This is a genomic window from Synechococcus sp. CC9902 (genome assembly GCF_000012505.1).
In the GTDB taxonomy this organism is placed as follows: domain Bacteria; phylum Cyanobacteriota; class Cyanobacteriia; order PCC-6307; family Cyanobiaceae; genus Parasynechococcus.
Map to the genome: position 1 here is coordinate 1,212,919 of NC_007513.1, position 14,049 is coordinate 1,226,967.

Sequence of the window (14,049 nt, forward strand, 5' to 3'; positions counted from 1 at the left end):
CAGGGCCGAAAACCATTCAAGTACACCCGAAACGGGCAAGTGTGCGGAATAGGGGACCCTCTGACGGTACCAAATCGATTGCTTTCAATGCAGTCCTTCCGCCTCTGCCACTTGAAAAAGAGTACGCACGCCAATCCTGTTCAAAGGAAGACGCAGCAGCTCCATCGCTGTGCCCGGATAACCGTTGTGAATCAACCAACGCAGCGTCGGTCGAAGACTGTGCTGATTCACCAAACCCCCAAGCGTTAAAACCTCCCAGAGCAGTCGATGCAACCAAGTGAACTGAATGATGAAGCGCACACGACGGGTGGGGTGCTTCCGGAAGAAGACAAGTCCCATTCGAGCCCGTTCACCCTCCACACGAATCAAATTGGGAATTTGATCAAGCGTGAGCGCTGGATGCCAGTGATAACCGACGGCCTCTGGACATTTGATCAAGCCAACCCCCATCCGCCGTAGACGTTCCCCCAATTCCAAGTCTTCCCATCCATACAAACGAAACGAACAATCAAACAAGCCTGAGCGCTCCAAAACTCCACGGTCGATCGCCACATTGCCTGTCGCGAAGTAGGCCCATGAGAGATCTCGAAGCTTGTGGCGTTCTGATGTGGGGTCTTCAAAATTCGCTGTGTTCACCACAGCCCCGTAGGTGAAGCAAAGCCGATTGCCACGCTGATCCCAACTCCGTTGCAAGGCTTTGGCATGACAGGCCAAAAACGACTCTGTTACCACCAGATCACTATCGATAAAGACGATCACATCACCCTTGGCGTGATCCACGCCTCGATTACGCCCCTCCGCAGGACCACCGTGCTGCTGTTCCACCAACCGAACATGGGGGAAACGATCCACATGCCCGCGTAGCCAGGCGGGGGTGCCATCGGTGGATCCGTCATCGACGACGACCACCTCGTACTGATCAAGGGGGCCCGCTACGTGCTGCCGCTCCAATGCATCGAGACACTTCTCGAGAATCGGCCTGCGGTTGTAGGTCGGAATAACGACGCTTACGAACATCGCGACAGCCGAAGCAACAAGACCACCAGCCTACGGACACAAAAAAGGGGGTCCAACGACCCCCTTTTTCAAATTTGATCGTGAACGATCCATGGAACCGATCAATCGGCGGCGCCGCCGTTGTTAGCAGTACCGGTAACGCCGTTGCCAGCACCTTCGCCACGGCCGTCATTACGCATCTTGCGCTTTTTGAACTTGCGCGCATAAGCGCGGTTGCGCTCCTGTTTCTCTTTCTTCAGGTTTCTGCGCTTGGCCATCCGTCGATGTCACTTTCAATTTCAACCATCTTACTGAACAGCAGGCAATAAACAGCCATCTTCCATTTCGAGAAGTCGGTCGGCCACATCCAAAATGCGCGGATCATGGGTCACCATCAACACTGCACACGCTTGCTCCCGAGCCAGTTTCTTGAGCAGATCCACCACTTCTCGTCCGGTTCTGCTGTCCAATGCTGCGGTGGGCTCATCAGCCAAAAGCAAACGTGGATGGGCTGCGAGGGCACGGGCAATCGCTACACGTTGTTTTTGACCACCGGACAAATCATGGGGCAACTGACCCATTTGCTGATCATCTAAACCAACCGCCCTTAGCCAGGTACGGGCTTCGTTCCTTCGCGCTCGATAGGTGAGATCTGGCAACAGGTCCGCACCCATTTGCACGTTCTGTTCTGCCGTAAGGCACCGCAACAGGTTGTGGCCCTGGAAAATCATGCCAATGCGACGGCGCACTTGTTGGCGGCTGCGACGTCCGGCGCCGTCTAAGCGTTGACCGAGCACATTCACCGACCCCTGTTGCACCGTGCGTAAGGCACCAATCAAGGTGAGCAGGGTTGTTTTGCCGCATCCCGAGGGTCCTGTTAGCAACACAACCTCTCCGGGATTGATCCGTAGGGAAATGTTCTCGAGAACCTGACGGCGCATCGAACCCTGACCGAAGGAATGGCTCAAGGTGTCAATCGACACCGCCGGCGGCGCCGAATCAAAGTTGAGAGCAACAGACATATCAGAAGATCTCCGCAGGATCGGCATCGATCAAACGGCGCATCGCCAACAGCGACGACAGCATGCACATCACAAGAATCATCACCAGAACGGTGATCGCGCGGGCAGGATCCATGCCTACCGGGAGTTTTGTCGCGTCACGAACGAACCAATACAGCCCTTGTCCGGCGAGATAGGCGGGCACATAACCAAGCGCCGCTAGATAAAAACCTTCTCGCATCACAACACCAAGCAAGTGACTCATGCGATACCCCATGGCCATCAAGGTGGCGTATTCGGGCAGATGATCACTCACATCGGTGTACAGCACCTGATACACAATCACGCAACCCACCACGAAGCCCATGGCAGCCCCGAGGGTGAAAATGAAGCCAATGGACGTGCTGCTTTTCCAGTAGTTCTGCTCGAAATCAATAAAACCTTGTTTCGTCAACACCGTCACATCGTCGGGTAAGCGCTGTTGAAGACGCTCAACAGCGAGGTCGGGATCGGTTCCAGGCTGCAACCGAATCAAGCCAACCTCAATCCCACCGGGGGATTTCTGAGGCATCAAATCCAAAAATGTTTCGGTACTCGTGAGCAAATTGCCATCGGCTCCAAAACTGGTGCCCAAGCTCACCAACCCTTCAACACGGACCCGATTGCCGGCTATTTCTGTTTCCACCACCTTTCCGTCGTTGTACCAGTCGGCAATCGGACCAAATTCGGGACGCGACAACCGATCGAACAAAATTCGGCCTTTCTGCTTCAAGACCCCGGTTTGTTCTGCTAATCCAGGGTCTATAAAGAAAGGATCATCAGGATTGAAGCCCAGCGCCAGGATGGCCCGATTGCGACGGGTTTCAGGATTGCGCCACAACATCAAACCCCAATGAACGGGGGTGACTCCTTCAACCGATGGATCAGCCAAGGTTTGAATCAGGCGCCGACGGGGAAATCCCGCCATTCGCACCGAGCTGGCTGAACGGGGACTAATCAGCACCAAGTCGGCATCAAAGAGCCGGTGAACCGTGACGCTCGCATCAAATAAGCCATCACGAAAACCGAGCTGCATGAACATCAGGATTCCGGCGAAACTGATGCCAGCGAGAGCCACTAACAACCGCACTGGTTGTCGGGTGAGCAACATCCAAGAGAGTGGAATTCGACGTCCCTGCCAAGGCGAGGTCATGGGTTCGACTGGAAACGGGCGATCACTTTCAAACCAGCCAAGCGCATGACCTTTTTGGCATCGGCGGGATCCAAGGCAACGTCCACTTGCACCACCCGAGCATCCGCATCGCCGGTGGGGTCTGTCGACAGCACAGCGCGCTGCTCAACCTGGGGGCTTATCCGAATCACTTGTCCATTCAGATTCCCTTTAAAGCCACCGTTCTCACTTGTTAAACGCACGATCTGGCCAAGCTGGATCCTCGCAACATCCGACTCATAAACCTCAATTTTTGCTTCCATCTTTTGACTTGCCCCAACGTCCATCACGCCATCACTGCCTGGGCGTTCTCCCTCACGGGAATGAATTTCAAGAACCAAGCCATCGATGGGTGAGATGAGTTGGCTCAAGGCAAGATCTGTTTGCAATCCCTTTCGGCTGGCCAGAGCCTCTGAGCGCTGGCCCTGCATCCGAATCAGTTCTTCCCGTTTGTTGTCCACCAAAACACGTTCAGCAGCCCCCCACTCAGCCGCTTTTTGAAACCGACTGACCTCAACCGTTTGGAGAGCAATTTGCTGCTCAAGGCTTCGTAATTTTGCGTTGATTTCTTCGAGATCGGCCAAGAGCCCCTGGCGGTGATCAAAGGTGGCCAACACCTCGCCGCGTTGAATCACCGCACCTTCTTTCACGTGCAAGGCTGAGATCCGAGGCGTTCCCGCAATTCCTGCGGTGGGTGCCGCAAGACTACGAATATCGCCAGCGGGCATCAGTTGACCAAGGGCCGCCACCGCTTCCGCTTTGACTGGTGACGCCTGTTCCGGCACAACTGGCGAGCTTTGAAGCTCTGATGGCTTTGGACGCAATACCAACCAACCGCCAGCCGCAACAACGACTGCAGTGGCTGCGATCAGAGGACGAGGAATCTTCGGCATTAAGGAGTTGGCGGGTTATCAAACAGCAGAAGCTCGATATACCGATCGGCCCACTCTGGATCGAACGCTTTCTCGAGCACCCGGCGGGTTTTGTCGTTGCGCTTCTGTTGAAGGCAGTAGTTCAGTTGGCCTTCATACCGGTTGATCGTAGAAACGGTTGTTGGTGATTCGGGATTTGCGCGCGAGGCACAATCGGAAAGAACCTCGAGATAGTCGATTACGACCTGATTAAAAAGAGCCTCTTCGTCGGCTCCATCTGGCCGAATGAAACAAACCTTGCTTGAAAAAATTGTCCCCCATCCAGGCAGGTCTCGCACCTGACGAAATGCTGGCCTTTCAATCGCCTCAAGGCCTTTAAACACTGGATCTGGTAACTCGCCCGATGTCGGCGATAGGTCAACAATCGCCGCTGATATCCCCGCAGGACCCGCAACGATATCGGCACCAAAAATCGGTAAGTCGTATTGAGGATCAGGAAACCAAACGCAGTGAAGAATCTGCAAGCCGTTGCCGAGTCTTGCTATTTCCAGGTGAATTTTGCGAAAACCTCGGCACTGATACAGCTCGTTGCCAATAAAAAGCGTTTCACCGTCGAGTTCTCCATGAATCGCCTTGAGGTCGTCAGCGGTGCATAACGGTGCAAGTTCTGGAAGTTTTTGCCAAGACGAACGGATGGACGCTGCGAGCGTCGACACCAGAGGATGCAGTTCCTGACAGGGATCCTTCGACTGAGGCTGCATCAAGGCCGGCAGGCACAGAATAGAACTTTGCCACGCAGTTCTGAACCGTTCGTTCTTCGGTCCCAAGTTGGACAACTGGACTTTGCCCAACGGCACCCGTTGCGTGGCGGCAGCGATGCCCGATGCACCGCTCACCTGCCTTGATTTTTGGTGCCAAGCCGGCAGCAGCAGTGAGCAGCCTGGTGAGGAAGGCATCGCACATTTTCTTGAACACATGGTGTTTAAGGGAAGTCATCGCTTAGCCGCTGGGGCATTCGATGAAGCCATCGAAGCGCTTGGAGGCAGCAGCAATGCAGCCACTGGATTCGACGACGTGCACTTTCACGTTTTGATCCCACCAGATCGAGCAGCGGAGGCTTTGGATTTACTGCTCGAACTTGTGCTGCAACCGGCCCTCGACCCGCAGGGCTTTTCAACAGAAAGAGATGTGGTGCTCGAAGAGATTGCCCAATATGCCGACCAACCCACTGAGCAAGTGCTGCAAAGCATCTTGAGTTTGGGTTGCGGAGACCATTCCTACGGCCGACCCATTCTCGGCAAGGTTGCAACGCTCAACGCCATGGAGCCCAGCCTGATGCGGCGGTTTCACCAACGGCGTTACCTCGGGCCAAATTGCACCCTGGCCCTGGCTGGCCCTGCCCCAGAAACGCTCAAACCAACCATCGCAGCATCGGCCTTGGCGGACCTTCCAGGAGATCGAAACGAGCCCAGCTCGCATCAACCCTTGCCACTGATGCTTCACGCCGGCCGCCACACGCAACGGGTCGACCGTTTGGAATCGGCGCGAATTTTGATGCTTTGGACGACAGCGCCTGCCCACAACCAGGAGGCCGTTATGGGAGCAGATCTCGCGACAACACTGTTAGGTGAGGGAAGAAGAAGTCGTCTGGTGGAGCGTTTACGGGAGGAGCTTCAATTGGTTGAAAGTATCTCGATGGACCTCACAGCCTTGGAGGAGGGGAGCCTCATCACCCTGGAAGTGATCTGCCCAGAAGATGCATTATCCGCAGTTGAACAAGAGATCAATGCAGTGCTGCATCAAGTGGCAGACGAAGCCGTTTCAGAACAAGAGTTACGGCGTGGGTACCAGCTGGTGAGCAATAGCCTCCGCTACTCGTTGGAATCTGTCGGACATGTGACCGGTCTTTGTGCCAGCCACGTGCTTTGGCATCGCAACCAAGACTTGTTATCTCCCTTAAACCATCTGAACCATTGGAGTGCCGAACGACTGCAGACCGAACTATTCCCTGCGCTTCTGCCTGAAAAGGCCTGTGTGTTGATTGCTCGCCCTGGAGCCAACCAGTGAGTTCAGCACTGGATGTTTTGGTCGAACCTCTCGCTTCACCGGGCGTGATGGCCGCAAAGCTTTGGCTGCCATTTGGCAGTGCTTGCGATGCCAGAGATCAGCGCGGTGCCCACGACCTATTGGCGTCGCTTCTGAGCCGGGGCTGCGGCCCCTACAACCCAAAGGAACTCGCCGATGTTGTCGAGGGATGTGGAGCAGGGCTGCGCTGCGATGCGCAAGAGGATGGGTTGTTACTGAGTCTTCGCAGCACCCTGGAGGATGCGGAGCAGCTTCTTCCTTTATTGGGGTGGATGGTCCTAGAACCGCATCTCGCACCGGACCAAGTCGCCCTCGAAAAAAACCTCACCCTGCAGATGTTGCAGCGGCAGCGGGAGGACCCATTCCACATGGCAGCCGTCGCATGGCGTGGACTCGCCTTTAACAACGGCGGCTACGGCCATGATCCGATGGGAGTGGAACAGGACCTCCAAAACATCGAGCGCCAGCAGATTCTGCCCCTGGCACAGCAACTCCCAAGCGGGCAAAGCGTTTTGAGCCTGGCGGGCTCCCTACCCGAAGACATCGAGCACCGCATTCGTGCCATGGATGGTTTCCGTGGCTGGCCACAAGCATCAGCTGAATGGAACGCTGGTCGTCTGAATTACGGAACGCCTGCAGGCGAAAGGATTCACCTTGAATCGATGGACACAGAACAGGTGGTTCTGATGCTTGGACAAGCAACGGTCCCCCACGGACATCCCGATGATCTGGTGTTGCGCTTGCTCCAATGTCATCTCGGGGTTGGGATGTCGAGCCTTCTGTTTCGACGGCTTCGGGAGGAACACGGTGTTGCCTATGAAGTTGCAGTGCACTATCCACAATTGATGGGACCAGCCCCATTTGTGCTTCTGGCTGCTACGGGGATGGAACGGGCAGAACTCAGCCTGCAACTCCTTCTTCAAAGCTGGGACGAGCTTTGCCAAACCACTCTGAGTCAAGCCGATCTAACCCTTGCCCGCGCCAAATTCATCGGTCAGATGGCCCAGGGACGGCAAACCTGCTCTCAACGCGCTGAGCGGAGGGTTCAACTTCGCGCCATGGCACTGCGCGATGACCATGACCAGAGCTGTATGGAAGCCATTGCGTCGATCACGGTTGATCGCATCCAAGAGACCTGCCAACGCTGGTTCCAGAAACCTCAGCTCAGCCTCTGTGGTCCGCCTGAATCATTAGAGACTCTGGAGCGGGTTTGGGCTAATCGACATCCATAACGCGATCACTCCACTGAGTCATCGACATCATCTTCAGCGACATCTTTTTGAGCGACATCATCTTGAGCGTCATCGCCTGTGGCGGCAGCCTCGAGTTGATCGAGGGAGATTAAATAGGTGCCGCGACGAAACCGAACAGCGACGGTGTCGAGCGGATGTAGCGCAACGACTTCCCCCACTTCATCCAGGCTGACAAGGTCCGATGGGCGCAACATCGGCATGGGATCGGCGGTCTTCAGATAAGGAAGTTGTTGCTTCAGTCGCAACCTGTCACCAATGGAGGCCGTCATGATCTCTAGGCAGGACGTTCATTCTCGAGCAGGATGGTCCCAGTTGTTTGTGGAACGTGAGGGCTCTCGCTACCTGGAGCGGTGCCCTAGCGGGGCTGATGGCCATTTTGATTGGCAGCCTTGTGCCTGCGGCACTGCTCCTACCAACTCCGCAGCTCGCGGTGGTTGATCTCCCCGCAACCTGGCAAGTCTCCGCATTGTTGGTCTGCGCCATGGTCAGTGGCCCACGCGCTGGCGTCATTGCGGCGGTGGCCTACTTGAGCATGGGCTTCATCAACCTCCCGGTGTTCCACGGCGGTGGTGGGTTGAATTACCTGCTTGAGCCTGGCTTTGGATACTTGGCGGGCTTTGTTCCAGCAGCCTGGTTGACCGGCCGACTGGCGCATCAAACGGGAATGCAGGACCTACCAAAGCAGTGCTTCGCTGCTGGAGCTGGTCTCTTGGTTTTGCAGTTGTGTGGCCTACTCAACCTCGGATTGGGTGCGCTATTCGGACGGTGGAGTTCACCGGTGTTGAGCCTGATCATGCAGTACTCGATTAACCCACTTCCGGCTCAAATTTTCCTTTGCATCGCATCGGGCTTACTCGCTGTGATTTTGCGTCGCCTACTAATCGTTGAATCATGAGCAGGGTGCTGCAACGATCCACAACCTTGTCGATTGCTGCAGCCATCGTGCTGATCGATCAGCTGAGTAAGGCCGGACTGTCGGAGATCTTGGTTGATGGAAGATCGATTCCCGCCATCCCAGGGATCCTCTCTCTGCAACTGGTTCACAACAGCGGCGCTGCCTTCAGCCTGTTCAGCGGATCCACAGAATTCCTAGGGCTGCTCAGCCTATTGGTGAGTTTGGGAATCTTGGTCTGGATTGGGCGACAGCGTGCGATACCTCTTTGGCAAGGCCTAGCGACGGCATGCCTGTTGGGCGGAACGCTTGGCAATGGCTTAGACCGCTGGCGCCTTGGCTACGTGGTGGACTTTCTCGCGCTCGTGCCGATCAACTTCCCCATTTTCAACGGCGCCGATATCGCGATCAATCTTGCGGTGCTGTGCTTCGTTTTGGATCTCTGGCTCAACCGCCATGACGGGGAGCATGGTTAATCCCACATTGCTGATTCAACAGCTGAATCAGCGCGAACGAAGCATCGAACTCCACGGCGAGAGTTACCGGCTGGGGCGCGACAAAAACGCTGACATCCCTCTCATTCATCCAGCGATCAGCAGGTTTCACGCACGATTGGTCCGTCGTGGTCGGCGCTGGTTACTGATCGACGAACAATCAACCAATGGCTTGTGGTGGCAGGGAAAACGGATTCAAGAACTTGAACTCCGCGACGGAGATCAGATCGCTCTGGCGCCAGCCTCAGAGCCCGATGCACCTCAACTGAACTTCAGATATTCGTCGGATCGAAACCAGCAGAAATGGGCAAATCGGATTGGCCTGGTGATCGCCGCAGCGCTGACAGCGGGCTCAGGTCTACTAGTAGTTGCCAACCTCAGCGTGCCCGTGCGGGGTCGTTTGGCACGAGTACAAGGTCCAATCGCTCTTTACGACCGAAACGATTTGCCGATCAGTTCACTGGATTCCGAGCGGCACAACGAGTTGCAACGCTTGGATGCCTTCTCCCCAAAACTGATCAGTGCCGTCATTGCCAGTGAGGACAGTCGTTTCTGGTGGCACCCTGGCATTGACGCGATCGGAACCCTGCGCGCCCTGGTCACGAATGTGCAGGGACGGGAGGTGCTGGAGGGAGGCAGCAGTCTCACGCAGCAACTCGCTCGTAGCCTCTATCCCGATCAAGTGGGACAAGGAGACACCCTGGAACGGAAATGGAGGGAGTTACTCGTTGCCCTTCAGCTGGAAACCCGGTTCAGCAAATCAGACCTGTTATTGAGCTATCTCAATCGCGTTTATCTCGGCGTGGGCTATGGCTTTGAGGATGCTGCCCAGGCCTATTTCGACACCTCAGCTGCAACACTTCGCCTCGACCAAGCGGCACTCCTGGTGGGTTTACTGCCGTCTCCCAATGGGCATGATCCATGCCGCCACCCCGCAAGGGCCCTACAAGCCCGCAATCTTGTTCTGAACAAAATGGCCGACCAAGGGAAAATTTCCCTCGACACGGCCCGTTTGACTCGACGTCGCCCGATACAACTCGCGCCAGAGGCCTGTAGCCGTCGTCATGCAGACGCAGCGCCGTTTTACAGCGACCAAGTTCAACGTGATCTCGCCGCATTGGTTGGTGCTGACGTTGCCGAAGAAGGAAATTTTTTAATCGAGACGTATTACGAGCCGCACCTTCAAGCGGTCATGCAGCGACAGCTGCGTCGAGCTCTGCGGGTGAATAGAGGACGTGGGATTGACCAGGGTGCGGCTGTCTTGATCGACAGCCGCAGCGGTGGTGTTCTCGCGATCAGTGGTGGCCGCGACTTCCGAGCCAGTCAGTTCAATCGCGCCTCGATGGCACTCCGACAACCAGGAAGCACCTTCAAGCTTTTTGCTTACCTCGGTGCCCTCGAACAAAACATGCCTCCGAGTCAAGCCATTGACTGTGGGCCGTTGCGATGGGGAGGACAAGAGTTCGCGAGCGACTGTGCTGGACAACGCACCCTGATTCAAGCCTTTGCATTGAGCGACAACACAGTTGCCTTAAGGCTTGCGCAACGCATCGGCGTTGATCAGGTGGTTCGCCAAGCGCGTGCGCTCGGGATCACGACTCCCCTTTCCCCTGTTCCCGGACTCGCGTTGGGGCAAAGCGAGGTGCGCTTGATCGAACTCACCAGTGCCTATGCCGCCGTCGAAAATGGAGGCCTTTGGTACCCGCCAACCACCATTCGACGCCTCGTTGATGCCGAAACCTGTGCGTCCGAAACAACGGATCGTTGCCGCAGCCGCAGCACACCCGTCTCAACCCCACGGCAAGCCATTCGTCCTGCCACTGCGTTGAAGATGCAAGGAATGCTCCGTACCGTTGTTCGCAAGGGCACCGGCCAAGCCGCAGCCCTCGGTGGGCAAGAAGGCGGGAAAACGGGAACAACCAATGAAGGCCGTGATTTGTTGTTCATTGGCTATGAACCTGCCAATCACTGGGTTCTGGGAATTTGGTTGGGCAATGACGACAACAGCCCAACCACTGGATCAAGTGCCATTGCGGCTGGTTTATGGGCTGACATGATCCGAGCCGCTAGAAGCGGTGGACACCAAGCCAAACCATGAAAGGTCGCACACGGCTTCTGCTGGGACTCGCCTGCGCCCTCCTGGCCCTGGTGGTCGTGGGAGTCGTCTTACAGGCCGTCCGAACCCTGCTGTGGGATCTCAGTTATTTCCTACCCCCTTGGCTTCTTACGCCAATCTTGCTGCTGGGACTCACTCTCTTGGCGACCGCCGTTGTCCAGGTCGGGCTGCCTTGGTGGAGGAAACAACAAGCAACGGCACGACGCCGCCCCACGCAACCTTTGCAGGCGCCAACCAATCGTCGCGATGCCGCTGACCAAAGCCTGAGCAATATCGACCGTTTAATCGAAAGACTTGAAAGTGACATCGCCCGCGAAAGCCTTCAGGCTGAACGGGATCGGGTGAACGAGGAACTGCAACGTGGGGACCTGGTGGTCGTCGTCTTCGGCACCGGCTCCAGCGGCAAAACATCGCTAATTAGAGCCCTCCTGCAAAAAATGGTGGGAGACGTGGGTGCTCCGATGGGGCTCACCAAGGAAACGCGCAGTTACAGGTTGCGCCTCAAAGGGTTGAATCGGGGTCTACAACTCGTGGATACCCCGGGGATTCTTGAAGCAGGCGACGACGGTCTGAGTCGAGAAGATCAAGCACGACGTCGCGCCATTCGAGCCGACTTGCTCTTGGTGGTGGTGGATGGCGATCTCCGAGCGTCGGAACTGGCTGTGGTGCGCTCAATTGCTGATCTTGGAAAACGACTCCTCCTTGTTCTCAACAAACGCGATTTACGCGGCGTGGATGAAGAGAAACAGCTGCTGCAGGTGTTGCGATCCCGCTGCACAGGGCTGTTGTCGAACGCAGATGTTTTGGCGTGTAGTGCCGCCCCTCAATCCATTCCACAACCGGGTCGGCGACCACTACAACCCAAGCCCGACGTCATGGACCTGATGCAGCGATTGGCGGTTGTGTTGCAGGCCGAGGGGGAAGAACTCATTGCAGACAACATTCTTCTCCAGTGCCGCAACCTTGATTCCCGCGGTCGAGATCTATTGAACCAACAACGCATCCGCGATGCGAAGCGTTGCGTCGACCGCTACTGCTGGATCGGAGCCGGGGTCGTAGCGGCCACTCCACTGCCGGGTATCGACCTCCTCAGTACAGCTGCGGTCAATGCCCAAATGGTGGTGGAAATGGCGGGCATCTACGGCATTGAAATGTCGAAAGAACGAGCCAAGGAACTCGCCGTTTCGGTGGGACGCACCCTGGCAACCCTTGGCATGGTGAAAGGTGCCATGAGCTTGCTGGGCACAGCGCTCACCCTGAATTTGCCGACCCTATTGGTGGGTCGTGCGATCCAGGGAGTTACTGCGGCATGGCTCACCCGAGTCGCGGGTAGCAGCTTCATTCGGTTTTTTGAACAAGACCAAGATTGGGGAGATGGCGGCATGCAAGACGCCGTCCAAGAAGCGTTTCAGCTCAATCGGCGGGAAACGTCTTTGCAGCGCTTTTTAGAAACCGCGATGCGTCAGGTGGTGGAGCCACTTCAGCGATCGGCGAAGCGACAACTACCGCCCCGGCCAGGGCCTCGGGAGGAGGGGGGAGCAGCGGACCGCGGGCATCAAGAGCAGTGATCATCAATAGATAGAGCAGCCCAATCGCCACAGAGATGGCACCGGTCACGATGGCGATCCAGCGAGGTCGCTGCGACTGTTCCGGCATGGCCTGTCCAAGGAGTGGGTCGATTGTGGTCGATGGGATCAACGCACCGAGCCATTGATCAGTTCTGCCAGTTCTGTCAAATGTTCTGGCGTGGTGTGGGGGTTACCAAAAACCCCCTTCAAGCAGAAGTGATCCCCATAGAACGGCCGCGAAAGCATGTATCCCGCTGACAACAGCTGCTGACGAAGATGCTCGCTCCAGACATCACCGCTCGTTGAATCGCTTTGGTTGAGACGAAAAGCCTGGATATGCAAATCACCTGGCAACAAGTTGAGGCGAGTGATGTCCAATTGACTGGCAAATGCCGCCCGTCGTTCCAGGGCATTGGACAAGATCGATTCAATGCCCACCTCACCGAGCTGGCGCAGACCAAGCCAAAGCTTGAGAACTTCAGCTGGCCGCGTTCCCTGAAGCCCCACCTCGCCGCCATGGTGCTCACCCGTCGGTCGTTCCATGTATGGAAGTCCGGTTCCGAACGTCGTGCTGAGTTGATGCCCATCGCGAAGCAGGAGCAGCGATGAGGCCTTGGTAATACCAAGCAGCTTTTGGGGATTCAGCGTGATCGAATCCGCCTGATCCAGACCACGCATCAAGGACGCATGCTCGGCACTCAGGGCAAAGACGCCACCGATGGCAGCGTCAACATGCAGCCAAACATTGTGTTGTCGACAAAGATCAGCCAGCTGAGGCAAGGGATCAATCGCCCCGCGAACCGTGGTTCCCGCGGTGGCCACCACCGCCATACAGGGACTCTGAAGACGACGCAATTGATTGAGCTTTTGCTCAACCGCAGCAAGACAAAGTCGTCCAGAATCGTCCGTGGGCAGCAAGACAAGGGCGTCATCCGACAAGCCCATCACACGTGTTGCCTTGACCAACGACACATGGGAATCGCGACTACACAGGATCACCCCATCGCGAGGGCCTTGCCCACAGGCACGCGCCGTGACCAATGCCATCAAGTTGCTGAGAGTGCCACCGCTCGCCAAGACACCACCAGCCCCTTTTGGAAGCCCAAGTCGCTGACAAAACCAGCCGCACAATTCCTGTTCCAAACTGGAGAGACCTGGTGACAACTCATCAGCCAGCAGGTTGTTATTGAGCCCAGCACAAACCAGTTCCGCAGCAATCGATGCCGTAAGGGGTGGTGGATCGAGATGGGCGAGTGAGCCCGGATGGGATGGCTGGAAGGCCCCATCCATCACCACCTGAAGGTCGTGGAGAAGAGCATCTAGGTCCGCCGCCTCAGCATTCGGTGCGATCGACGGCTGCGGTCGCATTAGAGGCAAAGGGCTGTGCTGCTCAGCCGATCCGATCCAGGCACAAAGCAGATCCGCTGTTCTGTGCAGAAAATCCTGCAGGACAGGATCCGTTGCATAGGGAGCCGCAAACGGTGCCAATCGTGCCGTTGAAGGGTTTGGATCGGAACCGGCGTGCAAGAGCGAGGGCTGAACTGACCTAATCCTCGCCCCTC

General features: G+C 56.4%; 15 protein-coding genes. 6 read left to right on the forward strand and 9 right to left on the reverse strand.

Annotated features, from left to right (window positions below; translation table 11 throughout):
* Positions 1-84: 84 nt before the first annotated feature.
* The 6 genes from SYNCC9902_RS06260 to SYNCC9902_RS06280 form a co-directional block, all read right to left on the reverse strand.
* Positions 85-1,017 carry a glycosyltransferase family 2 protein gene (locus SYNCC9902_RS06260; RefSeq protein WP_011360038.1) on the reverse strand — a complete coding sequence of 311 codons (933 nt, stop codon included), beginning with the start codon at positions 1,015-1,017 and terminating at the stop codon, positions 85-87.
* Between the two features lie 101 nt (positions 1,018-1,118).
* Positions 1,119-1,274 carry a hypothetical protein gene (locus SYNCC9902_RS12475; protein WP_006850288.1) on the reverse strand — a complete coding sequence of 52 codons (156 nt, stop codon included), beginning with the start codon at positions 1,272-1,274 and terminating at the stop codon, positions 1,119-1,121.
* Positions 1,275-1,304: 30 nt separating this feature from the next.
* On the reverse strand, positions 1,305-2,018 hold the full coding sequence (locus SYNCC9902_RS06265; protein WP_011360039.1) for a DevA family ABC transporter ATP-binding protein: 714 nt from the start codon (positions 2,016-2,018) through the stop codon (positions 1,305-1,307).
* Between the two features lies 1 nt (position 2,019).
* Positions 2,020-3,189 (reverse strand): ABC transporter permease DevC, encoded by a 1,170-nt coding sequence (gene devC / locus SYNCC9902_RS06270; protein ID WP_011360040.1) that lies wholly within the window; start codon positions 3,187-3,189, stop codon positions 2,020-2,022.
* The gene (locus SYNCC9902_RS06275; RefSeq protein WP_011360041.1) at positions 3,186-4,100 is read right to left on the reverse strand and encodes an HlyD family efflux transporter periplasmic adaptor subunit; all 915 of its coding nucleotides are present in this window, start codon (positions 4,098-4,100) and stop codon (positions 3,186-3,188) included. Before SYNCC9902_RS06275 ends, devC begins: the two co-directional genes overlap by 4 nt.
* Complete coding sequence (locus SYNCC9902_RS06280; RefSeq protein WP_011360042.1) at positions 4,100-4,840, reverse strand: phycocyanobilin:ferredoxin oxidoreductase; 741 nt, start codon at positions 4,838-4,840, stop codon at positions 4,100-4,102. Before SYNCC9902_RS06280 ends, SYNCC9902_RS06275 begins: the two co-directional genes overlap by 1 nt.
* Positions 4,841-4,907: 67 nt before the next feature.
* Here SYNCC9902_RS06280 and SYNCC9902_RS06285 point away from each other — a divergent pair, with 67 nt between their 5' ends.
* Together SYNCC9902_RS06285 and SYNCC9902_RS06290 are read left to right on the forward strand one after the other, a co-directional pair.
* Positions 4,908-6,146 carry a M16 family metallopeptidase gene (locus SYNCC9902_RS06285; RefSeq protein WP_011360043.1) on the forward strand — a complete coding sequence of 413 codons (1,239 nt, stop codon included), beginning with the start codon at positions 4,908-4,910 and terminating at the stop codon, positions 6,144-6,146.
* Entirely contained in the window at positions 6,143-7,396 is a 1,254-nt protein-coding gene (locus SYNCC9902_RS06290; RefSeq protein ID WP_011360044.1) for a M16 family metallopeptidase, read from the forward strand. The genes SYNCC9902_RS06285 and SYNCC9902_RS06290 overlap by 4 nt, the downstream gene beginning before the upstream one ends.
* A gap of 5 nt (positions 7,397-7,401) precedes the next feature.
* On the opposite strand, the gene SYNCC9902_RS06295 is transcribed toward SYNCC9902_RS06290, so the two are convergent.
* Positions 7,402-7,686, reverse strand: coding sequence for a DUF3148 domain-containing protein (locus tag SYNCC9902_RS06295; protein WP_011360045.1), 285 nt, complete (start codon positions 7,684-7,686; stop codon positions 7,402-7,404).
* Between the two features lie 56 nt (positions 7,687-7,742).
* Between SYNCC9902_RS06295 and SYNCC9902_RS06300 the strand changes: the two genes are divergently transcribed.
* From SYNCC9902_RS06300 to SYNCC9902_RS06315, 4 genes are read left to right on the forward strand one after another with little or no spacing between them, the layout of a single operon-like run.
* Positions 7,743-8,312, forward strand: a complete 570-nt coding sequence (locus tag SYNCC9902_RS06300) for a biotin transporter BioY (RefSeq protein WP_011360046.1) — start codon at positions 7,743-7,745, stop codon at positions 8,310-8,312.
* Entirely contained in the window at positions 8,309-8,785 is a 477-nt protein-coding gene (gene lspA, locus SYNCC9902_RS06305; protein WP_011360047.1) for a signal peptidase II, read from the forward strand. The genes SYNCC9902_RS06300 and lspA overlap by 4 nt, the downstream gene beginning before the upstream one ends.
* Complete coding sequence (locus SYNCC9902_RS06310; protein WP_156771086.1) at positions 8,766-10,901, forward strand: transglycosylase domain-containing protein; 2,136 nt, start codon at positions 8,766-8,768, stop codon at positions 10,899-10,901. The genes lspA and SYNCC9902_RS06310 overlap by 20 nt, the downstream gene beginning before the upstream one ends.
* Positions 10,898-12,487 (forward strand): YcjF family protein, encoded by a 1,590-nt coding sequence (locus SYNCC9902_RS06315; protein ID WP_011360049.1) that lies wholly within the window; start codon positions 10,898-10,900, stop codon positions 12,485-12,487. Before SYNCC9902_RS06310 ends, SYNCC9902_RS06315 begins: the two co-directional genes overlap by 4 nt.
* Here the strand turns inward: SYNCC9902_RS06315 and SYNCC9902_RS12480 are convergent.
* Both SYNCC9902_RS12480 and SYNCC9902_RS06320 read right to left on the reverse strand, forming a co-directional pair.
* Positions 12,475-12,630 carry a hypothetical protein gene (locus tag SYNCC9902_RS12480; RefSeq protein ID WP_156771087.1) on the reverse strand — a complete coding sequence of 52 codons (156 nt, stop codon included), beginning with the start codon at positions 12,628-12,630 and terminating at the stop codon, positions 12,475-12,477. The two genes, SYNCC9902_RS06315 and SYNCC9902_RS12480, sit on opposite strands and share 13 nt — an antisense overlap.
* Positions 12,614-14,014 carry a pyridoxal phosphate-dependent decarboxylase family protein gene (locus SYNCC9902_RS06320; protein WP_041425028.1) on the reverse strand — a complete coding sequence of 467 codons (1,401 nt, stop codon included), beginning with the start codon at positions 14,012-14,014 and terminating at the stop codon, positions 12,614-12,616. The genes SYNCC9902_RS12480 and SYNCC9902_RS06320 overlap by 17 nt, the downstream gene beginning before the upstream one ends.
* Between the last annotated feature and the right edge of the window lie 35 nt (positions 14,015-14,049).